The following is a 23,054-nucleotide window of genomic DNA, read 5'->3' as shown; positions in this document are numbered from 1 at the left end:
CACCGATCGTCGCCTACCCTCGTGTCATGGAGGCACTGGTCGTCCGGCTGTCGCAGCAAGACTCGTACGTCGAAGGCGCGCTGCGCGTGGTGATGTTCTACGACACGCTGATGCGCCGCCGCGTCGACCTCCCTGCGCTCGCGCGCGCGTCGGCCGGCCTGGCCGAGTGCGTCGCCGCGATCAAGCTGCACAGCACCGGCCGCGCGATCCGGTTCTCGCCAGAGGGCAAGGAGGCGACCGCGCCCGCGGCGGCCGCGTCCAGCAAGGTGCCGGTCACGCTCGATGACGAGGAGATCGGGGAGGCGTGGCTGGAGCGTGCCGACGAGCCGCGGCCGCTCGACGACGTGCTGCTCGACCGGCTCGCCATCGCGGTGGCCGCGGTCGTCGAGCGATACGGTCCGGCGCGTACGACCATGGCGGACCCCGCGCTCGTCGAGTTGGTCATCAGCGCCGAGACCGACGAAGCCGCACGAGCGCGCGCGTTGCGACTGCTGGGGTTTGCCAGCGATCTGCCGGTGCGTGTCGCGGCGGTGTGTACGACGACGCCGCTCGACCAGGTCGCCGCCACGGTCTGTCCGTCACGGCCGGTGAAGGCGGCGCCGCTCGGCGAGGTCGGCGTCATCCTGGCGGCCGCGCTGGAGCCGGCACTGTTCCCCGCGGGCGTACGCGCCGGCGTCGGCGCCGCCGACGTACCAGAGGTCGCGTGGCAGCAGGCACGCACGGCGTTGCGCTTCGCGACCGTGCGACAGCCGGTCGTGTCGTACGACGGACTCGGTGCGCTGGCGCTGCTCGCGTACGTGCCAGAGGAGGCCGCGCGCGACAACGCCGACGTGGCCGCGATCGCGCGGCTCGCCGACCGTCCGGACGAGCTGGAAACCCTCGACACCTACTGTGCGACCGGGTCGCTGCGCCGCGCCGCCGACCTGCTGCACCTGCATCACAGCAGCGTGTCGCGGCGGCTCGAACAGCTCGGCCGGACGCTCGGCATCGACCTCACCGAGCCGGCCGGCCTGACCCGCGCGCGGCTCGCGCTCACCACCTGGCGGCTGCTCAGTCAGGGGTGAGCTCGGCCCAGATCGCCTCCGACTCCGCGTCGCGGCCTTGCTTGTGCAATGCGGTCGCCAGCACGGCACGCGCTCGATAAAGCACGTCCGGCGTCGCGGTTTCCTGGCATTCCAACAAAATCCGGCGTGCATCCGCCTCGGCTCCGGCAGCGTCCTCGGTGCCGATCCGCAACATCGCGATGAGCAGGTGGGTCGCCGCCGCACTCGCCTCGTCACCGGCCGCCCGATATCCGGCGGCCGCCTCCCGCGCTGGCCCGAATGCCTCGTCGAATCGGTCCAGTTCCTGCAAAATCCGGGCCACGTCGTCGGCCGCGTCGGCGCGGACCCAGCCGGCGTCGTACGCGTCCGACTCCGGCAGGGCGCGCGCCCGCTCGTACGCTTCGACCGCGATCTCGTACGCCTCCTCGACCTCCTCGGAGTTCATCAGCACGCGCGCTTGGTGTTGCAGCGCGACGACAACGCCGTACGGCCAGTCGGCCTGCGCCATCAGCTCGGCCGCGCTGGAAAACCGGTCGAGCGCGTCGTCGGTGCGTTCGGCCAGCGTCAAAGCCGTACCAGACTCGATGAGATCGTTGCCAGCGCGGCGAAACTCGCCGACCTCCAGAAAACCGGCCGCGGACCGGGCCAGGTTTTCCGCCGCGTCAACGTGTTCGCCCAGCCGCGCCTGGCAGGTGCCAAGCAGCGACCGCGCCGCCAGCGCGTCGTCGGAGCCCTCCGCCAACTCGTGCAGCGCCTGCTCCAACAACTCCGCGGCATCCAGCCACTGGCCGCGCAGGTAATAGCTGAATCCCAGGTTCATTCCGGAAAAGGCGGCACGCTGCCGGTCGCCGACCTCGTGCCAGATGTCCAGTCCGCCCAGCGCCGCGTCCACCGCGGCCTGCTCACCAGCCTGACCGGCATCGCGCAGGATCACCCAGCGCAGCTCGTACGCGCGTCCGAGCGTCGGCAGCTCCGCGGCCGGCCAGCTCTCGACAGCCAAAACCTCAGCGGTGGCGTCGAAAGCCTCCTGCGCACGATCGTCGTCATAGAGGATCTGCGCCAGCAGCACGGCACAACCGGCCGCGGCGATCGGATCGTCGTTTTGCCGGGCCAAGGTCCTGGCCTTCTCGGCGGCTTCGGCTGCCGCGGTCAGACGGCCCGCACGGCCGTGCAGCCTGGCCTGCATCCGATAGGCGGCCGCGGCAGCCAGCGGGTTGTCGCCGGCCAGCTCGACCGCATCCATCGCCGCCGCCATCGCTTCGTGATATCGCTCGGCGCGCGCCAACGCCTGCACCTGGCGCAGCGCGACCTCCACCGCGTACGGCGACTCGACTTTCCGTGCCTCGGCAAGCAAAGCGAGTCCTTCGTCGGCCTCGACCGCCATCGCGAGCACTGATTTCGCTCGGGCCGCACGGGCGACATCGCCGATCGCCACGTACTCGTCAATCGCCCGCCGCGCCAGCTCCGCGGCTTTTTCCGGCTCCCGCGTACGAATCGCCCGATCGGCCTGCTCTTCGTGCCAGCGCGGCAGGACCGACTCCGGCAGCTCGCCGGCCTCGGCCAGCTTCTCCAACCGCGACCACGCACTGTCGGACGTGCGATCGCCTTTCTCCGCGAGGTCGGCGATTTCCTCCGGCGTCAGCTCGCCCGGCAGCTCGGCCGGCGGCGTCACCACGGCGCGTACGGTCCGACCCGCCGGCCGCGACGAGCCGCCGAGCGGCAACTCGTCGACCAGCGGCTGCGCCGCCATGATGCCTTCGAACCGCTCGCTCTGATACGTGTTTCCGTTGCGAGCGTCGAATTTCGCCGCGATGGTGCGTACGCGCTCGGTCAGCTCGGTGCGCAGCTGCCGCACCGGCACGTCCGCCGACCGCCACGAGACTGTGAGGTCGCCGTGGCCGATTTCTTCCAAGCGCCGCAGCAGAAGTGCGCCGGACGCGGCGAAAGCCATGTCCGAGTAAGGCTCGCGTGGCCGGTCGACCCAGTCCAGATGCCTGGTCAGGATGTCCAGTCCGCGCGCCTCGTTGCCGGTCAGCGCGCAAAACTCGATGTGGTCGGCGATGTCGGCCATCGCGTCGCGGTTGCCGCGGTGCCGGCGATACGCCTTCAGGTGCGCCTCTCGTGCTTCGTCGAGCCGGCCGACGCGTACCAGCGGCAGCATCATCTCGGCCAGCATCGACTGCGGCTGCTCGCGGCAGCCGAGTTGGCCGGCGACGACCGGCTCGGCCAGCGCCAGACCTTCCTCGTCGCGCCCCATCCACACGTGATGCGAGAGCTGCTTTGTCGGCTCACAGCCGGCGCAGTCGCTGTTTTCGTCGCGAGGACTGGCGATCCACTTGGCAAACTCCTCCTCGGCGGCGTCCCGGTCGCCGAGGTGCGAGTGGATCAGGCAACGCAGCATGTGGACGGCGTGCATGCTGTGTCCGCCGGCGCGATAACGCCGCTCCATGTCGTCGAGCGCGGCATTGACCTGGTTGAGGCCGATGGTGGGAAAACGGCGCATCGCGCCGATCATCCACTTGTAATACCACCGAAGAAGCTCGGCGTCCCAGTCGGTGAACTCCAGTTCGCCGCGGTCGAAGGCGGCCAGGCACCAGGCAAACGGCACGAACGCGCGGTCTGGTTGAGCGCCGTTCTCGTAACAGCTGATCAGCTCCATGCGCACGTCGAAGGCGAGTTTCGACGGCCCGCCACCGATCGCCTCGGCCTGCGCCAGGATTTCCTCGACCACAGCGGTCCGGCCGTCGCCGTATGGCAGGTTTTCGCTTTCCTCCAGCCGGTTGCGCAGCTCGGCCTCCGACACGGTCACTGGTCCGGCCCTCCGGCGCCGTGCACGGCGCGGTCGATCATTTCCAGGAACGACCGGTTCAGCACCGCGGTGTCCTTGGCCTGCAACGGATGATGGCCGGACAGCAACGCCTGGCCGTACAACGACTCGACGACCAGCGTGACCAGGCTCGGGTCGGTGAGGCCGGCGACGCGGCGTACCAACGGACTGCGGTGGTTGAGGATCAGCTGCGGCCGGTCGCTCTGTCCCTGCTCGTCCAGGGCTCCGAGCACGTCGGCCCACAGCGGGTCTGCGGTCTCGCGGGTTTCGCGTAACCGCTGGAAATGCCGCGCGCTGGGGTCGGACAGATAGAGCGCTGGCAGGCTGGCCGGGCTGAACTCACGCACCTCGACATCGCAACCGAGGCGGTCGAGAGCCGCGCGCGCGATGGTGAGGAAACCCGTCAGGCTCAGCTCGACTTTGGTGTCCAGCGTGTCCAAATACGTGGCGACCGCGCCGGGATCGAGCACTTCTACGTGCAGGCCAGGGTCGGTCTGTCCGAGTCTTTCCAGGATGTCCGTGCCATAGACGTATCCGCCGTTGACCACGCCGATCCCCTGCGCGGTCGCGACGGCCGCGATCTGCCGGAAGTTGTCGACCGTGGTGGTGTAGTGGATCACCGGGTGCGTACGCCGGAACTCGGCCAGTGGCAACGCGCCGAGCGTGGTCTCGAACGGCATCCACCGCTCCACCAGCTTGAGCGTTTCGTCGTCGTGCAGGGCAAGCGCTTTCACGCCGAGGCTGTGGATCTCGAAAAACTGTTGCAGGCGCTGGGGTTCGGTGACCGACAGCCGCACCAGCCACTGCCGGAGCTGTTCGCCGAGCGCGTTGCGCGTGGTCTCCAGCAGCTCGTCCTCGTACAACGCCTCGCGGCTCGCGGTCGGACGCAACTCGGTCGCATCGACCACCACGCGCGCGAAAAAGGCCCATTCCGGCAACAGATCCGGCGTACGGTCGGTCAGCAGCATCCGCTTCAGATAGACCCGATGCGCGCCGCGCTCGGCCGGATTTGCCGGAAACGGCAGCACAAAAGCGCAGCCGGTCAGGCCGGCCTCCGGCGCCGAAAGGTCCACGATGGCAAACGGCCGGAAGCCGAAATGCCGCTCGCAGTAAGCGCTCAGCGTCTCCTGCCGGTCCGCGGTCACCGCCGTCCACGGTGGCGCGGCGGTCACCGGATCCGCCGTGCCGTCCGGATTCGCGACGCGTACGTCGAAAGGCAGCAGGCCGCCGTAATGCGCGGCGAGCTCGCGTACGGTCTCCTCCTCCAGCCACCGTCGCATCCCCGGCCGTGGCAGCAATGCCACCGAAGTGCCGGGCTCGGCGCGTTGCTCGGCGGCCTTTTCCAAGCTGTAGCGGCCATCGGCGAAGCCGCGCCAGAGCATTGTCGGACCGCCGGTCGCGCTGCGGGTGACGACCTGGATCTCGTCGGCGACCAGAAAACACGACAGCAGGCCGATGCCGAACTGGCCGAGAAACTCGTGCCGGGCGAACCCGAGGTCGTCGCGTTTGGAACTGCGGCCGATGGTGGCCAGCAGCGTGTGCACTTCCGCTTCGGTGAGGCCGATTCCGGTGTCGTGGATGCGCAAGGTCTGCTCGCCGCCGTGACCGAGCGGCTCCAGCCGGATGCGTACGTCGGCGTCCGGCTCGGTGGCCAGCCGCGCGGTCGTCGCGTCGACCGCGTTTTGCAGCAGCTCGCGCAGATAGACCCGAGGACTGGAGTAGAGATGGTGGCTCAGCAGATCGACGACCCCGCGGAGATCGACCTGGAAGGACAGGTCCACGCTGTTGCTGCCTCTCGTACGCACCGGCTGAACGACGAACCGGCCCAGCAGCCGAAGGCCGCAGGGCCGTACTCGAATTATCCGTCACCACCGGATCCGCACGTCGGCGGCGTCCCAACCGTGCCCCAACAGGCACCACGATCACCGGACGGAGGGGTGCGTCCGGTGATCGTGATGTGCGCGCCGACTATCCGATGTTGACGTCGACGCAGTTGTAGAAGGCGTTGGCGGTGTCGCCGATGTTCCAGATGACCAGGATCTTCTGCCGGCCACTCTGGTTGAAGGTCACCGTCTGGTCGAACTCGGCCGGTGGTTGCTGGTTGTTGCCGGGAATTTCCTTCACCAGCGTGGTGCCGACGAAGTACTGGTAGTTGGCCGTACGGTGGCGCGCGGTCATCTTCCAGTGGAAGGTGATGGTGTGGCCGACATTGGTCACTCGCCAGCCCTTGTTGTCGTTGTCCAGCTCGGTGAACCGTGAGCCGCCGCTGCAGGTGCGCATCCCCTTCGGGCCTTCGACACTTTGCGGCTCGTACTTGATGTCTCCGCACGGGACAGTGCCGGCTCTGCACTGTTCCTGCCGGCTCGGTGGCGCGCTGACCCAGCCGTGTGCGCTGGCGGCGGTCGGCGGCAAGGCAAGGACGATGAGCGGCGCCATGGCCGCCCCCGCCAACGCTCCGATGATTCCGCGTCTGACCTTCATGTGCTGCTCCTTCTCTCGGCTGGCCGCGAGCACGAGGAAGCGGGACCGTCTGATGTCCCGCAGCGGCGTCGAAAATCGGTGGTTCCCGGCGAAAGATCTATGTGGTCGGAGGCGGCCCGACCCCGCCTCGGCGGGTGTGCCGGGCGGTCGGCGAGAAAGGTCGCGGCGAGCGGTGTCAGGACTCGTCTGCTCGTTACTGTTCGTTTACCGCTACTTTCGAGCAGGAACATAATCCCGTTGTCCGTACGCGGTCAATAGCTCGTATTTACTGGTTCGTAAATCCGGCCATATCAACAAAAACGATGAAGTCTTGACAGGTATCCGTGGATCATCCAGGCTCTTGCGCAACCATCCCCCGTCCAGGCCGGCCAGTGCGACGGGGAGATGGCTCAACCGGTTCAGCGCACGCACTTTCCTCCCCTATGTCTGGAGAATCCCATGAAATCCCGGATTCACCGTGCACTCACCTCAGCGGCCGTCGCGGCAGCGGCGCTGGCCCTGTTACCGGGCGCCTCAGCGACCGCGGCCACATCCGGCCATGCCGCGCCGCGGCTGGCGGCCAGCGCGATGGCCGCGCCGTATCTCTATCTCGGCTGGGGAAATCCGCCGAGCGCGACCTCGGTGATGTCCTCGACCGGCATCCGCGCCTTCACGATGGCGTTCATGTTGTCCAGCGGTGGCTGCAATCCGGCGTGGGATGGCAGCCGGCCACTGACCGGCGGCACGGACCAGTCGACGATCAACGCGATCAAGAACGCCGGCGGCAATGTCGAGGTGTCATTTGGTGGCTGGAGCGGCAACAAGCTCGGCCCCAACTGCTCGAGCGCCAGCGCACTGGCCGGCGCGATCCAGAAGGTGATCAACGCGTACGGCCTGAAATACGTCGACATGGACATCGAGAACACCGACGAGTTCGAGAACAACGTTGTGCAGGACCGGATTCTCAATGCGCTGAAGACGGTCAAGGCCAACAACCCCGGCATCAAGACGATCGTCACCTTCGGCACGTCCACCACCGGCCCGACCAGCCCGGGCGTCCGGTTGATCAACCAGGCCAAGGCGTTGGGGGCCAACATCGACGTGTTCACGATCATGCCGTTCGACTTCGGCGGCGGCTCGGACATGTACGGCAACACCGTCAACGCCGCCAACGGCCTGCGCGACCGGCTCAAGTCGGCCTTCGGTTGGTCGGACGCCACCGCGTACGCCCACATCGGCATTTCCGGCATGAACGGCCTGTCCGACCAGCAGGAGCTCACCAGCCCGCAGACCTGGACGCGGATCCGCGACTGGGCCAACAGCCACCACCTCGCCCGGCTCGCCTACTGGGCCGTCAACCGAGACCGGCCGTGTCCAGGCGGCGGTGTGGTGTCCAACTGCAGCGGCATCAGCCAGAGCAACTGGCAGTTCACGTCCATTACCGCCGGTTTCACCGGCTGACAATGGAAAAGCGACTGGCCCCGGCGTGACCCCCCGGGGCCAGTCTGCCGCGTTTCTAGTTGTACGCCTCGATGTCGTCGATGAAGATGCCGGACGCTTTCGGCGTGCCGGTCTTGTCGAAGGTCAGCCGGACGAACTTCGCCTTGGTCTGAGCGAAACTGAAGTCATACCAGACCTGCGACTCACCGTTGACCGCGGACAGTTGGCCGATCGGGGTGAAGTGCACGCCGTCGACGCTGGTCGACAACGTGGTCAGATCCGGCCGGTAGTAGGGATATTCCTCGTACGCGTGGGTGCGTACCTCGCTGATCCGTTGCACCGAGCCAAGATCGACCGTCACGTTCACGGTGATCTTCTGGTCCGGCTTCAGCTCGTAGCCGAAGGCACGACCGTCGTCCCACGCGTCACCGAGCAGGCCGTCGGTCGCTTCGTTGCCGGAGTCCGGAAAACGCGCCGACGGGGTGGCGACGGTGCCGTCCGGATAGGTCTTCGTGTAGGACTTCCCGCCGGCCAGATTCTGCTCGCCGAGCCGGAACCCGGACACCTGCAGGTCGGTCAGCTCGTATGCGGTGTCGGCGTTGGCCACGACCCTGACATATCGCGCTTTGCCATTGATGCCGACGAAATCGTCGCCGCCGTTGCCGCTGGTCGTCGCGTACGCGGTGGCCCATTGCCGGCCGTCGTAGGAAATCTGCACCTGATAGCTCTTGGCGAAGGCGCTTCCCCAGTGCAGCCGTACGCCGTCGACCTGTGCCTGCCGGCGCAGATCCACCTGCAGCCACTGCTCGCCGGTGCCGCCAGGCCGCCAGCCGGTCGACGACCGGCCGTCGACCGCCTTGCCCGCCTCGAAACCGGCCGCCTGGCTGGATGCCGTGGCGTTCTGGAAGAGCGCCACGTCACTCAGCGGCTTTCCGGCCGCGGCGTCCAGGATCAGCGCGCGGATCCGCTGCATGTAGGACGTGTCCGGTGAGTACTTGTCGGCGCGCTGCACGACCGCGGCGGCCAGATCGCGCGCCAGGTCGAGGTTTTTCTTGCCGAGAATGTTGAGGACTTCCCAGTCCTCGATGCCATCGCGCAGCGACTCGTAACGCGGCGACACCTCGACGGTGTTGTTGACCAGGTCCGGCCGTACGATGAAACCGTCGCCCTTGCTGGCCTGCGCGTCGATGTCGTATTGCCAGTTGTTCATGGCCCAGTGCAGATAGCCGTTCATGTTCTTGCTGTAGGCATACCACATGGTCAGCCGCTGGTTCCATTCCGGCTGGTCGATGAGCCGGTTGAGGTAGTTGCCGACCGGGATGATGCAGTTGTAGAGCCAGAGATCCTTGCCCTTCTTGCGTTCCGCGTCATAGACCGCCGGAGTCGTGTTGTAGTTGAGCTCCTCCGGGATCATGATGTCGTTGAGCGGCGCGAGATGTGAGGCCACCGGCTCGCTGAAGATCGCGTCGCCGATCTTGATGTCCGGCCAGTAGGAGCGGATCTTGGTGGCCATCGCCTTCCAGTGGTCCTCGTCGTACTGGCTGGACGGCTCGTCGGTGATCTGCGTCTGGAAAATCGGCGCCCAGCCCTTGGCCTGGATGTGCTGCCTGAGCGCCGGCACGTACTGCGAAAGCCACTTGTCGGTGGTCGCGGTGTCGGTCTCCGGGAAGGAGCGGATCGCGTTTCCGTTGCTGTCCTTGCCGATCACCTCGGTGTACCACGGCGGATCGTTGCCGTGCCGCCCGCTCTGCCAGAAGCCCTGCAGTCGTTTCACGCCACCATGGCTCATGAAACGCTCGACGACCTGGTCGAAGCGACTCCAGTTGAAGTGATAGTTTCCGTTGTCGTCGACCGAGCTTCCGCCGTCGATCAGCAGCCGCACGACCGGCACGGACAGCTCGTTGGTCCGATAGCGCTTCATCGTCTCGGCGACGTTGTCGATCAGGTTCCACCACTTGTCGGTGTAGCGGTTGTACTTGTAATACAGCGCGACCGTGTCGCCGCGGCCCTCGTCGTAGGAAATGTTGCCGGTGAACAGCTGCCACAGCACGTTGGTGAAGTCGCCGCTCTTCGACGGCGGAATCGTCACATCGCGTACGTTGACCGAGATCGGCACGCGAACGTCGCCGCTGCTGGTCTTCACTTTCACGTCACCGGAGTAAATCCCGGCAGCCGCCGTCGCCGGCACGTACGCGCGGACCCAGATCGACTGCGTCTGGCCGGCCGGCACGTCGAGGTGCCTGTCGTTGAGCAGGCGGTCCGGAAAATCTCCTGGTGCCGTACGGATCACCGGGTTGACGTCCTGCGTGCCGAAGGCCGAGTTGTTGTTCAGGTGCTCATAGCCGACGAAGTTGTAGGACAGGTTACTCGCCGCGATGCTGTCGCGGCCGGACCGCAGCGCGGAGAAATCCACCCGTTCGATGGAAAACGCCCGGTCCATCCGGAGGACGACCTGGCCGGCCTCGTAGTCGTTTTTCCCGGTGTCCAGCCGCACCGCCCGACCGGCGTCCGCCGATGGACCACTGTCCTTGAAAACACTCGCGTACGCGGTCTCGGTCCACACGTTCGCCGGTGCCGCGGCGGCTTCCTGTGCGCCGCCGAGCAAAACCGTCGAACCGAGGACCAGTGCTGTTGTTGCGCCGACAAACCTTCGCCGCATGGAACCTCCAGATGGCTGTGGGTCGGGGTCCATCATTGCGATCACCCGCGATCCGGCCAACGATCTGGAGTAGACCAGTTGTATACCGCTATACGGCGTACGTGTGCCGCCCGGCCGGCGCCTCCGCGGTGCTGCCGTCCGGCAGCCGCACCTGCGCGCTCGTGCCAGGTGGGATCTTCACATCCATGGCGAAGCGTCCGTCGGTGATCCGCCAATCCACCGAAATCCGGCCGTACGGGGAGTCGTGGCGCGCCGACACGCTGGTCAGGCCGCCGCCGGGCACCGGCTCGACCACGAACCTCCGGTAGGCCGGCGCGTCACCGGGATCCTCCGGCAGCCGGATGCCGGCCGTACGCGTGTGCAAAAACGAGATGACCGCGCCTTTGCTGTAATGATTGAGTGACGCTTTCGGCTCACCGGTCGCCGAAATCCCGTCCCAGTCCTCCCAGATCGTCGTCGCGCCCTTGTCTATCATCGGCAGCCAGGCCGGCGCGCTGTCCTGGAACAGCAGGTCGTACGCGACATCCGGGTGGCCGTTGTCCGCCAGCACCGGCAGAAGGTCAGGCGTGGCAAGGAAACCGGTGCCCAGATGGGTGTCCGCGGCGCGTACCAGCTTCACCAGCTGGTCGGCGGCCGACGCCCGCAACTCCTCCGGAATCAGCCCCATTTTCAACGCTCGCACGTAGGTTGCCTGCGTCGGCGGCGTCACCGTGCCGTCGGCGCCGAGATATTCCGAGCGCCACGCCTCCAGCGCGCCGTTGGCGATCCGCTCGTACTCATCGACGTCCTTGCCCAGCAGCCGGCCGATTTTCACCAGCAGCCGCGCGGAATAGTGGAGGAAGGCGGTGGCGATGTGACCGTTGTCGCGAGTCGGGTCCAGCGCCGGCTCCTCGCCCGGCTCCAGCCACTCACCCCAGTGAAATCCGGTGTCCCACAGGAACTCCTCGTACGCGCGTGCCCGCGGCCGCGCCGCCGCACGGTCGGGATGACGGTTTTCTCTGGCCATCCTGGCCGCGTAGTCGACCCAGGCCGTCATTGACGGAAACTGTTCCTCAAGGATGTCCAGATCGCCGTAGGCGCGCCAAAGTTGCCACGGCACGATGACCGACGCGTCACCCCAGCCGGCGGACGTGCGCAGCGTCGCCAACGGATTGCTGGCGTCGATCGCGTCCGGTGGAAACGGCGCGAACTGCGGCACCGCGCCGTCGCCGTACTGGTCGGCGGCCAGGTCTCGCAGCCATTTCACCGAAAAGCCGGCGACGTCGTAGAGGAAGGCTGCTGTTGGCACGTACAACTGCCAGTCGCCGGTCCAGCCGGCGCGCTCTCTGGTCGGACAGTCGGTCGGGATGTCGCAGGCGTTGCCGCGAAAACTCCAGACCGCTGCCTCATGCAGCCGGTTGATCCGGTCGTCGTCGCATTCGAACCAGCCGGTCCGGCGCAGGTCGGTGTGCACGACGACTCCGGTCACGTCGTCGGCGGTGACCCGCTGGCCTTCCACACGTACGTACTGAAAACCATGGGTGGTGTGCCTCGGCTCGAAAACCGCGGCCGTTCCGCGTACGCGATCCACCTGGCCGGACGACAGTGCTTGTCCGGTGGCGAAGTCCATGCCGGCGAGGTGGTCCATGGTGACATCACCGCTGGCGTCCACGGCCTCGCCGTGAGTCAGCGTCACGTCGCCACCCGGATTGGCCAGCCGAATCCAGCCGTTGATGTTCTGGCCGAGATCCACGATCTGGCGGTCAGCCAGGGTGGTGACCGATCTCGGCCGGATCTCTTCGACGCGACGCACCGGCGGAGCCGGCGAGGTGGTGAGATGTGCGAAATCCTGCGATTTCGCGACGACAACGTCGTGCCATTCGCCTGGTGGCCGGTCGAAGTCGGCGATTTGGCCGTCCATCAGGTCGGCCGCCACGATGCTTTCGGTCCGCGACCGCCATCCCCGACCGGTGCCGACGACCGTACGCGTGCCGTCGTCGTGCTCGATGACCAGCTTCGCCAGGAAAGCCACCCGGTCGCCGTATCCGTTCGGCCACCGGCCGAAGCCGGTCCGGCCGCGATACCAGCCATCGGTGAGCACCGCGCTCACCGCGTTTTCGCCGGTGGCAAGCAGATCCGTCAGGTCGTACGCCTGCACCTGCAGCCGGTGGCGATATGACGTGAAACCCGGTGACAGCTCCTGGTCGCCGACGCGTTCGTCGTTGAGGAACAGCTCGTAAATGCCGTGTGCGGTGGCATAAGCACGTGCCCTTACGACCGGCTTCGCGAGCGAAAACCCCTGCCGCAGAACGTATCCAGGCCGCTGGTCGGTGGCCGGCTCGTACGGCTCGATCCACTGCGCGGACCAGTCGTCCACGGACAGCAAGCCCATTTCCCACCAACTCGGCGCGGACCAGTCGCTCTCCCCCTGCTCGGTCCACACCTTGACCTGCCAGGAAACCCGTTGCCCAGACGACAAAGCCGGTCCGCCATATGACACCAGCAAACTCCGCGCCGACTCGACCCTGCCCGAATCCCAGGCACCGGCGCGGATCTGGTAGGCCAGCTGCCGGCTCGTACCGGCCGGCAACCACCACGACAGCCGCGGCGAGGCCACGTCGATGCCGAACGGTTCGACGAGATGTTCGACCTGGAGCCGGCTCGGTGCAGTCATCGCGATCGCTCCGTTGATACGTTTCAACTGGGACTGTGACCTCGACTACACCCCGCACGAAGGGCCGCTGTCAAGCCCTCCTCGGGCGTTCGAGACCGGCATCCGCGAGAGTGTCACACCGCGATGGCAGACTGCGGTCCATGGATATTGCCGGAAAAGTGGCATTGGTGACCGGAGCGGCGGTCGGCAGCGGGCGTGCCATTGCCGAGCGGTTGGCGGCAGAAGGCGCGCGGCTCGCGCTCGCCGATATCGACGCGGACGGTTGCGCGGAAACCAGGCGGCGGATCGGCCGCGGCGAGCTCATCCGAGTCGACCTGCGTGACGACGCCGAGGTCGAGCGGATGATCGCATCCACAAAGGAAAAACTCGGCGGTCTCGACATTCTGGTCAACAACGCCGGCGGCGGACAACCGGCGGCGCGGTTTCCGGAAGCGACCGTGGCGCAGTGGTCGGACGTGCTGGCGGTCAATCTGCGCGCTCCGATGCTCGCGACCCAGCTTGCGTTGCCGTCATTGCGTTCCGGCGGTGTCGTCGTCAACATCGCGTCCACCGCCGGCATCGGCCACACGCCTTACCGCTGGCCGGAATACGCGGCCGCGAAGGCCGGCCTGATCCGCTTCACCTCGACGTTGACCGACCTGCCGGGCGTACGCGTCAACTGCCTGGTCCCCGACTGGATCCGGACCGAACGCGCCGAGGCCGAGCTGGCCGCGATGAGCCACGGACAGCGTTCGCTCGCTCCGCCACCGATTCCGCTCGACGTGCTCACGGACGCTGTCATCGAGTTGGTCAGCGACGACAGTCTTTCCGGCCGCGTCATGGTGCTGCGGCCCGGTCGTTCTCCGGAGCTGCTCGGTGCCGGCTAGCGGGCGTCGAGGGCCTGCCACAGCTCGTCCGGCAGCGGCTCGCTGGCCCAGCGTACGGTCTGAGCGATCCGCTCCGGCCTGGACACGCCGACCACCGTCGAGCTGATGCGCTTGTCACGTAAGGAAAACTGCAACGCGGCAGCTCCGAGCTCCACGCCGAACGTCGCGCACGCTCGCTGGATCTCCCGCGCACGCTGGACAATCTCGCGATCGGCCGTCCGATATGCGAAGCGAGGCTGTCGCCGCGGCCCCTTCACCAGCATCCCACCGTTGAAGACGGCCGCGTTGACGACCGCCACACCGGCGGCTGTCGCCGCCGCGATCAATGGCTCGGCCGACCGGTCGAGCAGCGTGAACCTGTTGTGGGTCAGCGCGACGTCGAACAGTCCAGTGTGGACAAACCGCGTCATCAGGTCGACCGGTCCGCCGGCGACGCCGAGGTGTTCGGCGACGCCTTCGTCACGCAGTTTCACCAATTCTTCGACCGCACCGCCTCGCGCCATCGCCGCCTCGAATCCGATCCGTTCCGGATCGTGCAGGTAAAGCAACGGAAACCGGTCGAGGCCGAGCCGCTTCAGGCTCCGCTCGGCCGACCTGCGTACGTCCGAGCCGGCATAGCCGCCCGTCCCCGGATCCGGATCCACCTTGGTGGCGACCACGAAACCGTCCGGAATGCCGTCGGCAAGAGCGAGCCCGACGCGGCGTTCGCTTTCGCCGCCGCCATATCCGGCCGAGGTGTCGAGGAAGTTGATCGGACCGCGCAACGCCTCGCGTACGGTCGCCACGGCGCGATCGGTGTCGACATCGTAGCCGAAAATTTCGGCCATGCCGCCGAGGACACCGGTTCCGACGCAGACCGGCGTCACACGCAGTCCGGTTTTTCCCAGCTGCCGTAACGGAAGCGACATCAGCTGCCCTTCACCGGCACGTCGCCGGGGCCGACTTCGGTGCGGTCCGTGGAAACACCGATGGCCCGCAGGCCGAGGCGGTCCGGCTCGCCGACGCCGTCCCGATGGTGTGTCGGCTCCCCGTAGGTGAAAACCTCCAGAACACCAGGTCCAGCGCGGAGATTGGTGATCAGGAAGCCGCGCTCGTCCTCGGGACGTACGAGCTGGCCGATCCTGTCGAAGCCGAGACCGTCGGCGTAATATGCCAACGCCTCGGCCAGATCCGGCACGGTCACCGCGACATGGTCGAAACGCGGATGTCCGTCCCAGTCCCGGTCAGCGTCGATCTCGGCCTGTGCGAGCTGGGCCGAAAACAGGTTGTTGTGCTGGACGTAACCCTGCACGAACTCCAGATATGCGCCGTCCGGGTCGAAGAAAAACGAAATCCGTACGCCGCCGAACGCGTCGAACGGCTCCGCCGCGAACGGCACACCGGCCTTGGCGAGCCTCGCCGACCAGCCGTCGACATCGGCGACCTTCATGCCGAAATGCCGGATGCCGAGCTGCAGGTCGTCGCGTTGCCAGTTGTTCGGCAGGCCGTCACCGACTTCGACGAGGCGGATCACGCCGGGTCCGGTGCCGAGGGTCTGCACGCGGTGACCGGCGTGGTCGGTCGAGGTTTCGGCTGGCGGAAAGGTGAGCAGTCCGGAGTAGAACTCGGTCGAACGGTCGAGGTCGCGGACCCCGATCTCGATGTGGGTTAGCTCTGCCATGAGGGTTCTCCGGAGGGTCTGGGGCGGGTGTCGGGTCTTGTGTTGAAGATAGATGAACCGAGGAGTGGTGAGAGCGCTGTCAATTAGTGGGTTGGGAGGTGGTTCAGGGTTTGGGAAGGGCGAGGCGTGTTTGCGGTCGAGAGGTGGTGGGTGGGAGGTGGTTGGGGGTCGCATCGTGCGGTGGGGAGGTGGTTGGGGTGCTGCGTCGTCGTTAGGGAGGTGGCGTCGGGTGTTATGTCGGGGAGGTGGTTGGGGGGCGTCGCTTCCTGCGTTGGGTGGGTGGTTGGGGCGTCGATTGTTGCGGTGGAGAGGTGGTTGGGTTTAGGGAGTACAAGCCCAACCCCGCACTCGCCGACTACGTCAGAGCCAACACCCCCACCTGCAACTTCCCCAACTGCAACCGGCCAGCCAGAAGCTGCGAGTTGGACCACACCGTCCCGTTTCCGGACGGCCCAACCTCGGCCGACAACCTCAAACCCCTGTGCAAGTTTCACCATGAATGCAAAACCCACCATGGCTGGGACCTCACACAGGCGACGCCAGGCAGGTACGCCTGGACCTCACCACTCGGCCGCACGTACGTCGTCGACGCTAACTGAACATCCGTACGCCGGAAGTGCCGAGACCGGTTGGCAGGAAAGGAAAATCCGGCCGCCGGTCACGCCACAGCTCTGCCTCGCCATAGCGGATCGTGTGATAGTGCCATGACCGTACGGCCGCCATCCAGTCCCATAGACCGACAACGTGCCGGTCTATTGCCTCGCGCACGGGCTCGGCGAGGTCGAAGTCGGCGTACATTTTCGGCAGGTCGGCGCCGACAATGTGCTCGAACTGTTCCAGCCGCGAGGTCATCAGTTTCGCGGCGATGTCACGCGCGGTCATCAGGTCAACGGACAGGAAGTTTTCCACCACCGCGACGAGGTTGTGCGCCTCCCCCTCGAACTGGATCTCCTTCTGATACGAGAAAAGGTCGTTGACGAAACACGCATAGTCCTGCGCCGCGGTCTCCAACTCGTGCAGCGTACGCGTGTCATAGATGGCTTCCGGCACGTCATCGAGGTGCGCGAAACGGCCGACGTTGATCGTCAGGTCAGCACCGAAGGAACGCCGGCGCATCTCGACATAGTCGATCGGGTCAGGGATGCGGTTCTCCGCCGTGTTCTTGATTTCCCACAGAATCCCGTCAAGCATCCGGTCGACACCGCGACGACAGAGCCGGCGACTTTTCGCATTCATTGTCGCAGCCGTACGACTCCACAGCTCCAGCAGACCACATTCGAGAGCGTTCTCCGGCTCCGAGGCGATGTCGCTGTCGTCCAGCGGCATCATCAGCCTCAGCCGGTCGGTCTGCAGCTTCGCGGCCGGCAGATCCCCGCGGAAGATCTTCGGGAAATAATCGTCCCCATACGTGCCCCACGACAGCCAGTCGGTGCTCAACGTGACGCCATCGACATCGCCCTCGGGGCTGATCCGGGCAGCACAATGTGCGAAGTCAAAACCGGCGAACTTTTGCTCGGTCCAGACAAGGCCGTCAAAGAATCCAGACCTGCGGGCGAAATCGAGCGTCGCCTGCCGTGCCGCCTCCTCATGCGGGCTCACCCTCGCCTCATAGGGCATCGGGATCTCCGGAAGCGGAAGCGGCCCGGTCGGCTTGTACGGAGTGTGCGCGTGCTCGCGCATCCGACCGCGAAGACCAATGAGCAGCGAAGCGGCAGCGGTCCCCAAAGCGTTGCCACCAAAAGCTGGCGCGACCGTCTCGTTCATGTAGCGGCTGGAGGTCGCATGCCATTCGTGGCCGCCGGCCTGCCAGTCCTGCAGGCCTTTCACGTACGCGGCGACAGCGAGCTGCTGTTCGGGTGGAACAACCTCGTCGGCGAGCAGGAGCGGCACGTCGGTCGAGGCGGTGTTTTCGAACTGCTGCAACCGAGAGGTGAGCAGGTCGTTGGTGAGATCAGCGGCATCCTGTGTCGAGCATTCGAAAAAACGTTCGAAAACCAGGACGGCGTTGGAGTTTTCCCCTTCTTCCTGCACTTCTCTCTGGTACGAAAACAGATCGTTGCGCAGGTGCACGGCATCGGCAAAGGTGTCGCGAAGCACCTCCAGCGGCCGGGTCGCGGCGATCGCGTCCGGCACCTCGGCATTGGCGGCGAGTTCCACCAGGTTTGCCGACCACGGCGCACCACCGACCCGACGGCGCATCTGCACGTATTCGATCGGATTGGCGATCCGGCCGATCTCGATGTTCTCCAGTTCCCACATCGACTCGACCATCAGATTGTGTGTGCTGGTCACGAAACGCGAGCGCCAACCATCCGACATCGACGGGATCGTACGACCCCACAGGTCTTTCAGCCCCGCCTCGGCCGGATTCTCCGGCGCGGGAGGCGAGTCGGTCATGAAAAGCTCAAGCCGGTCCAGATGTGCCTTCGCACCGGACTGATCGCGCGAATACTTGAAGAGCTCGAGAAAGTGGTCGTCGAAAAAGAAGACCCAGACATACCAGTCGGTGACCAGGTCCAGCGTCGGTCCGTCGCAGTCCGGATGCGTGTAGGCACACATGCCGGCATAGTCCATCTTCGCCAACGCCAGCTCGGTCCACACCACTCCACCGCTCGGCGTCGGCGAGTCGAGCATCCCCATCTCGCGCGCCCACCGCATGCTGTGCTCGCGAGCCCGCTCGACGTTCGGATTGCGGCGCGCCGGATACGGCAGATAGAACCGCGGCAACACGAACGCCTGCGCCGACATCCACACCCTCCGAAGATCGGTTACGTCGAGTGAATCGTCCAGCGCACGGCGTCGTGATCCGCCAACTTTAGTTGGCTCCAACGCGGAGGATCGCGTCGGCGACAACCGGCCAGGTCACCCGCGGCAGCCCCTGACCGACGCCATCCAGGGTCAACAGCTCGGCGCCGCGGATCTCCTTGGCCAGCGCGACTCCGTTGCCAAGCGGGAAAAACCCGTCCTCGTCGCCGTGGACGACCAGCGTCGGCACCGAAATCTCGCGAAGACGCTCGCGCCACCGCGGCTGGCAGTCGATCGCGGCGAACATCGTGCCGAGGTGGCTCGCGCGTTGTGCTTTGGCGGATGCCCCCGCGCGGTCAAAGATCCGGCCGGCCGTGGCGCGTACGTCGGCTTCGTCGAAACCGCGCGAACCGGCCATTCCGCGCGCCATCCCGGTCATGTAGTCGACCACGCTGTCCCGATCGGTCCAGTCCGGTTCCGGCGCGCCGAACAGCAGCCCCATCAGCTCCGGCGCGTGATCTGGCAGGTCGGCGTCGACCGGACCCGGCGCGACCGGCCGCGTGGAGACCAGCGTCAGCGACGCGACCTGCTCAGGATGGTCGAGCGCGAGCAACTGCGCGATGAAGCCACCGACGCCGACACCTGCCACATGCGCGCGCTCCACCCCCAAAGCGGTCAGCAGCGCGGACGCGTCGGTCACCAGGTCACGCAGGTCGTAGGCCGGCGCGTCCGGGTCGGCGAAGGTCGACTCGCCGGCATCGCGCAGGTCATAGCGGATCACATATCGGCCGGTCAGCCGCTCACACAGCTCGTCAGGCCAGCTGAGCACGGTCACCCCGATGAGCAGCAGCGCCGGGTCGGCGGGGTCGCCGAGGGTCCGCACACAGAGGTCGACACCGTTCACCTTCATATCTGACTCCTTCCGTCACGACCTGATACGTACGGGCCCGCCGAAACTCATCACACTGGTCTCATCCGCTTCGTTGCGCGCGGCCGGCCGCGATCAGCAGACTCGACGGATGGACCAGACGACGACCGCCGTGTTCGGCGAGCCAGCGACCGCCGACGGCTTCCTGCCGATCCTCGACGACCTCGGCATAGACCACCAGTCGCGGCCGCTGACCGACCTGTCCACAGTGGACCTGTCGGCCCACCGGGCGGTGATCGTGCTGGCGGACGGCTATCGCCAGGCGGCGCCGGCGCCGACCACGATCGGCCACCAGGTCGCCGAGTTCGTCCGCGCCGGTGGCCGCGCATACGTCGAGTACGCGACCGGACCAGGCCTGCCAACCGCCGGCGAGCCGCGACCGTCCGGCGTCGAGCGTATTTTCGTGACCGACAAGGAAGTCGCCGGCTTCGAGGCATTGACGCTCTTCGACGAGCACCAGTCGTGGCTGCTGCCGGTGACAGCCCCGGAAAACGCGACGGAGCTGCTGTCGTACGGTCGCGTCGCCGGCGTCTACTCCGCGGTCTTCGGTCCGCCGGACGAGTCTTTGCCCGCATTGCTGGAGATTCCGCTCGGCTCCGGCTCGTTGCTCTTCGCCACCACGGCTCTCAGCAACTTCCAACACGGCCACTATCGGCTGGCGGCACGGTGGCGGCAGCTCGTACGTGGCCTGCTGGCGTCTCTGCACGGCATCGACGCGCCTCCGGTCGTACGCGTCCGCACCTCGCCGCGAGAATGGGCCGCGTCCGGCACACCGGTGCGCATCCTCGTATCGTCACCGCAACCGGTGACCTCGGACGTGCCGCTGACCGAGGTCGCGCCGGGAGAATGGCAGTCCGCCGAGCTGAACCTGCCGGACGGCGAGCATGTTTTCGCGGTAGGTAAGGAAAACGTCCGCATCCAGGTGTCACCGAGAGAACAGCGCTATCGGCGGATGCTCGACCGCTGCGTCGAATGGTATGACCGCGCCGGCATGTTCTTCGACCGGCCGGACGGCTCGGCCGGCATCGCCGAGGGCTTCATGAGCGAGGTCCAGCCGGACGGCGAGCATCCGTTCCGGAGCGTACGACGCGGCGACTGCTACGTGGAAAACGCGTACGCTTTTCGGCTCTACGCCGAGCTTTCCGGCGACAAGCGCTATCGGACGATCGGCGACAACCTGCTGCGGCTGGTACGCGACCGGATGCAGGTGCTCGACCGTACGGCCGTCTACGGCGCCTGGGAGACCCGCGAATACTGGAAAACGCTGGTCGAGATGGACAACCTGTTCTCCGACGACGACGGCTGGATCTCCGCGTTCGTGCTGGCCGACGGCATCCAGCGCGCCGACGATTCGGCTGTCTCGCAGGGATTGCGCGGCGTCGAGTCGCTGATGCGGACGGCCGACGCCGAGTTTGGCCTGCAGGTCAACCCGTGGCGTACGCCGTCCTATCTGATCGGTCACGGCTGGGACGAGATCCCCACGCTGCCGCTGACCGACAACCTGGATGTCAGCGCACACTGGCAAAGCGCACCGCACGTCGCCTACCTGTTCGCGTACGCGGCCACCGGCGACCAGCGCTATCTGGACATCGCGATCCGCGGGCTCGATCACATGGCGGCCGAGTTTCCCCGGATGCGACTGGAAACCAGCCGCACGACCGAATACATCAGGTTTCTGCTGCCCTTGCTCGGCGCCTATCACTACACCGGCAAATACCGTGACGTCATCATGAGGATCGCCGACTTCCTGATGGAGCGCCGCGATCCGGAAAGCGGCGCGCTGGCCGAATGGGACGGTCGCAACCCGACCAGCAACTTCGCGTACGGCCTGGACGAGCAGTCGATCGTGCAGCAGAACGGCGACCCGATCACCGACCAGCTCTACACGCTCGGTTTCGCGGCGTGGACACTGCCGATCGCGCACCAGCTCACCGGCGAGCCGGTCTTCGACGAGCTGGCGACCGGCGTGCTGGACTATCTGTCGCGAATCCAGATCGATGACGACTCGCCACTGTCCGGTGCCTGGATGCGGTCGTTCGACTTCGCCAACTGGGAGTATTTCGGCAGCAACGCCGACATCGGCTGGGGACCGTACTGCGTGGAGACCGGCTGGGCCAACGCGACCATCCTGCTCGGCGCCATGATCAAGCTGACCGGCCACACGTTCTTTCCGGCGGTGGAAAAACGGCCCGGCCTGCCGGAGAAGGTCGTCAGCGAGTTCGAGTCGATCGCGCATCCGACCGCGCTGCCGGAGGGCCCGGCGGCGGCCGGCAGCCAGGTCGTCGCGAGCCGGCTGCTCAATGTCGTGCAGGTCTTTTGGCGCGGCGACGACGATCTCGTCCGCCAGACGTACGTGGACCAGCGCGCCGGCGCCGGACCGTGGTCACAGTTCGACGAACAGCTGGTCGCCGGAAACCCGGTCGCGGTCGACAATCCAGCCACCGGCGCGGTGGAAATCTATGCGCGGTCGACGGAAAACCGGCTGGTGCACGCGTACGTCCACGCGGAGACCGGGCGCGGACCGTGGCGGTCGCTCGGCGACGTGGAGTTTGTCGGCGACCCGGCGGTCGTCTATGACGTGACGGCGGCGGAGGTGGAGATCTATGTGCTCGGTGTGGACGGCCACGTCTATCACCGCAGCGCGCTCGACCTGCGGCACGGATACACGCCGTGGGAACGGATCCGGCCGGTCACGTTCAGCGCGCCGCCGGCCGTCGCGTACAACCGGACGACCGGACGCACCGAGATCTATGCCATCGACGAAGCCGGACAACTGAGGCGTACGTTCAAAATCAACCGCGACCACGGCGGCTGGCTGCTCGCCGGCGCGACACTCGCGACGGCCGTGCCGGTCCATCACGACGGGGCCGTGCGGATCTACGGACTCGACACCGACGGCCACGTCCACTGTGGACAATTCGGCGGATCGTGGCGATCGCTGGAATCGCCGGCATTCGTCGGCCTGCGCGCGGTGGAGACACCGGACGGCGTCGATGTCGTCGGCCGTACGGCGGACGGGAAACTCCATCTGCTGCGCGAAAACACCTGGCGTCCCGTTGGCGAGTCGGCGGCCGATCCGGTGCTGATCTTCCATCCCGGCAGCAAGGTCTCCGAGCTCTACACGGTGATCGACGGCCGGCTAGTACTACAGGGCGTGCAGACCCTCTAATTCGTCAAGGAGATCCTCGGCGAGCTGTCCCGCGTACGCCTCGTCCGTGCCGCTGACGCTGAAGACGATCCGCGAATAGATCGGCGCGACCAACCGGTCGAAAAGCACCTGCAGATCGGGGATCGTCGCGCCGTTGTCACGGGCGGGTTGGAGCATCTCGTCGAGGATTTCCACGCACCGCTGGTGGCATCGGCGCATACCTTCCTTGCGGTCGTCCACACTGGCGGCGACCTCGGCGCGGAAAAACGCGATGCCGCCCGGCCGCGACAAGTCGCGATAGACCCAGCGCGCGTACGCCGGCAGGTCGACGCGCAGGTCGCCGACCGGCTCCGGCAGGTCGCTCTCCTGCTTGACGGCCACGTCGGCGAGCAGCGCCGGCACCGAACCCCAGCGGCGATAGACGGTCGTCGGGTTGACGCCGGCGCGGCTGGCGACCATCGGCACGGTCACCTGGTCGGCGCCGCGCTCGCAGACCAAGTCGGTCACGGCCTGGTGCACCGCGGCCTGCACGCGCGCGCTGCGTCCACCGGGCCTCGTCTGCATCACAACGCCGATGTTAACGCAAAGATCTTTGCTATTTTAACGGTGGCGTCGTACGCTCCCT

The 23,054-nt window shown here is 66.6% G+C and carries 14 protein-coding genes; 4 read left to right on the top strand and 10 right to left on the bottom strand.

Translation table 11 applies throughout. The features are described from left to right. Positions 1-26 precede the first annotated feature (26 nt). Positions 27-1,064 (top strand): helix-turn-helix domain-containing protein, encoded by a 1,038-nt coding sequence (locus GNX95_RS40820; protein ID WP_163513498.1) that lies wholly within the window; start codon positions 27-29, stop codon positions 1,062-1,064. Here GNX95_RS40820 and GNX95_RS40815 read toward each other — a convergent pair. The 3 genes from GNX95_RS40815 to GNX95_RS40805 form a co-directional block, all read right to left on the bottom strand. Continuing rightward, a complete protein-coding gene (locus GNX95_RS40815; protein ID WP_163513496.1) occupies positions 1,051-3,852 on the bottom strand; it encodes a hypothetical protein in 2,802 nt (933 codons plus the stop codon). The two genes, GNX95_RS40820 and GNX95_RS40815, sit on opposite strands and share 14 nt — an antisense overlap. Next, on the bottom strand, positions 3,849-5,675 hold the full coding sequence (locus GNX95_RS40810) for an HSP90 family protein (protein WP_246281931.1): 1,827 nt from the start codon (positions 5,673-5,675) through the stop codon (positions 3,849-3,851). Before GNX95_RS40810 ends, GNX95_RS40815 begins: the two co-directional genes overlap by 4 nt. A gap of 163 nt (positions 5,676-5,838) precedes the next feature. Further along, positions 5,839-6,351 (bottom strand): lytic polysaccharide monooxygenase auxiliary activity family 9 protein, encoded by a 513-nt coding sequence (locus GNX95_RS40805; RefSeq protein WP_163513494.1) that lies wholly within the window; start codon positions 6,349-6,351, stop codon positions 5,839-5,841. A gap of 438 nt (positions 6,352-6,789) precedes the next feature. Here GNX95_RS40805 and GNX95_RS40800 point away from each other — a divergent pair, with 438 nt between their 5' ends. After that, complete coding sequence (locus tag GNX95_RS40800) at positions 6,790-7,791, top strand: chitinase (RefSeq protein WP_163513493.1); 1,002 nt, start codon at positions 6,790-6,792, stop codon at positions 7,789-7,791. Positions 7,792-7,846: 55 nt separating this feature from the next. Here the strand turns inward: GNX95_RS40800 and GNX95_RS40795 are convergent, their stop codons facing one another. Continuing rightward, positions 7,847-10,429: a glycoside hydrolase domain-containing protein gene (locus GNX95_RS40795; protein ID WP_163513491.1), complete on the bottom strand. Its 2,583-nt coding sequence runs from the start codon at positions 10,427-10,429 to the stop codon at positions 7,847-7,849. Positions 10,430-10,517: 88 nt separating this feature from the next. Continuing rightward, positions 10,518-13,082, bottom strand: coding sequence for a family 78 glycoside hydrolase catalytic domain (locus tag GNX95_RS40790; RefSeq protein ID WP_163513489.1), 2,565 nt, complete (start codon positions 13,080-13,082; stop codon positions 10,518-10,520). 140 nt (positions 13,083-13,222) lie between these two features. On the opposite strand from GNX95_RS40790, the gene GNX95_RS40785 reads away from it, so the two are divergent. After that, the gene (locus GNX95_RS40785) at positions 13,223-13,948 is read left to right on the top strand and encodes an SDR family NAD(P)-dependent oxidoreductase (protein ID WP_163513487.1); all 726 of its coding nucleotides are present in this window, start codon (positions 13,223-13,225) and stop codon (positions 13,946-13,948) included. Here GNX95_RS40785 and GNX95_RS40780 read toward each other — a convergent pair. From GNX95_RS40780 to GNX95_RS40765, 4 genes are all read right to left on the bottom strand, one after another. Further along, positions 13,945-14,856: an aldo/keto reductase gene (locus GNX95_RS40780; RefSeq protein WP_163513485.1), complete on the bottom strand. Its 912-nt coding sequence runs from the start codon at positions 14,854-14,856 to the stop codon at positions 13,945-13,947. The genes GNX95_RS40785 and GNX95_RS40780 overlap by 4 nt on opposite strands. Continuing rightward, on the bottom strand, positions 14,856-15,608 hold the full coding sequence (locus tag GNX95_RS40775; protein WP_163513483.1) for a VOC family protein: 753 nt from the start codon (positions 15,606-15,608) through the stop codon (positions 14,856-14,858). Before GNX95_RS40775 ends, GNX95_RS40780 begins: the two co-directional genes overlap by 1 nt. 591 nt (positions 15,609-16,199) lie before the next feature. Then, positions 16,200-18,356 (bottom strand): terpene synthase family protein, encoded by a 2,157-nt coding sequence (locus GNX95_RS40770; protein WP_163513481.1) that lies wholly within the window; start codon positions 18,354-18,356, stop codon positions 16,200-16,202. 67 nt (positions 18,357-18,423) lie between these two features. Continuing rightward, a complete protein-coding gene (locus tag GNX95_RS40765; protein ID WP_163513479.1) occupies positions 18,424-19,263 on the bottom strand; it encodes an alpha/beta fold hydrolase in 840 nt (279 codons plus the stop codon). Positions 19,264-19,372: 109 nt separating this feature from the next. On the opposite strand from GNX95_RS40765, the gene GNX95_RS40760 reads away from it, so the two are divergent. Next, positions 19,373-22,450, top strand: coding sequence for a DUF8189 domain-containing protein (locus GNX95_RS40760; protein ID WP_163513477.1), 3,078 nt, complete (start codon positions 19,373-19,375; stop codon positions 22,448-22,450). Here the strand turns inward: GNX95_RS40760 and GNX95_RS40755 are convergent. Next, positions 22,427-22,993, bottom strand: a complete 567-nt coding sequence (locus GNX95_RS40755) for a TetR/AcrR family transcriptional regulator (protein ID WP_163513847.1) — start codon at positions 22,991-22,993, stop codon at positions 22,427-22,429. The genes GNX95_RS40760 and GNX95_RS40755 overlap by 24 nt on opposite strands. Positions 22,994-23,054 lie beyond the last annotated feature (61 nt).

It is taken from the genome of Fodinicola acaciae (assembly GCF_010993745.1).
GTDB lineage: Bacteria > Actinomycetota > Actinomycetes > Mycobacteriales > HKI-0501 > Fodinicola > Fodinicola acaciae.
The sequence above is the reverse complement of the archived record's forward strand: the minus strand, read 5'-3'. Positions and strand labels throughout refer to the sequence as shown.

Coding starts and splice junctions, on each gene's coding strand:
- GNX95_RS40820 (WP_163513498.1), top strand. CDS start 27: ATGGAGGCACTGGTCGTCCGGCTGTCGCAGCAAGACTCGTACGTCGAA.
- GNX95_RS40805 (WP_163513494.1), bottom strand. CDS start 6,351: ATGAAGGTCAGACGCGGAATCATCGGAGCGTTGGCGGGGGCGGCCATG.
- GNX95_RS40800 (WP_163513493.1), top strand. CDS start 6,790: ATGAAATCCCGGATTCACCGTGCACTCACCTCAGCGGCCGTCGCGGCA.
- GNX95_RS40795 (WP_163513491.1), bottom strand. CDS start 10,429: ATGCGGCGAAGGTTTGTCGGCGCAACAACAGCACTGGTCCTCGGTTCG.
- GNX95_RS40790 (WP_163513489.1), bottom strand. CDS start 13,082: ATGACTGCACCGAGCCGGCTCCAGGTCGAACATCTCGTCGAACCGTTC.
- GNX95_RS40785 (WP_163513487.1), top strand. CDS start 13,223: ATGGATATTGCCGGAAAAGTGGCATTGGTGACCGGAGCGGCGGTCGGC.
- GNX95_RS40780 (WP_163513485.1), bottom strand. CDS start 14,856: ATGTCGCTTCCGTTACGGCAGCTGGGAAAAACCGGACTGCGTGTGACG.
- GNX95_RS40775 (WP_163513483.1), bottom strand. CDS start 15,608: ATGGCAGAGCTAACCCACATCGAGATCGGGGTCCGCGACCTCGACCGT.
- GNX95_RS40770 (WP_163513481.1), bottom strand. CDS start 18,356: ATGTCGGCGCAGGCGTTCGTGTTGCCGCGGTTCTATCTGCCGTATCCG.
- GNX95_RS40765 (WP_163513479.1), bottom strand. CDS start 19,263: ATGAAGGTGAACGGTGTCGACCTCTGTGTGCGGACCCTCGGCGACCCC.
- GNX95_RS40760 (WP_163513477.1), top strand. CDS start 19,373: ATGGACCAGACGACGACCGCCGTGTTCGGCGAGCCAGCGACCGCCGAC.
- GNX95_RS40755 (WP_163513847.1), bottom strand. CDS start 22,993: ATGCAGACGAGGCCCGGTGGACGCAGCGCGCGCGTGCAGGCCGCGGTG.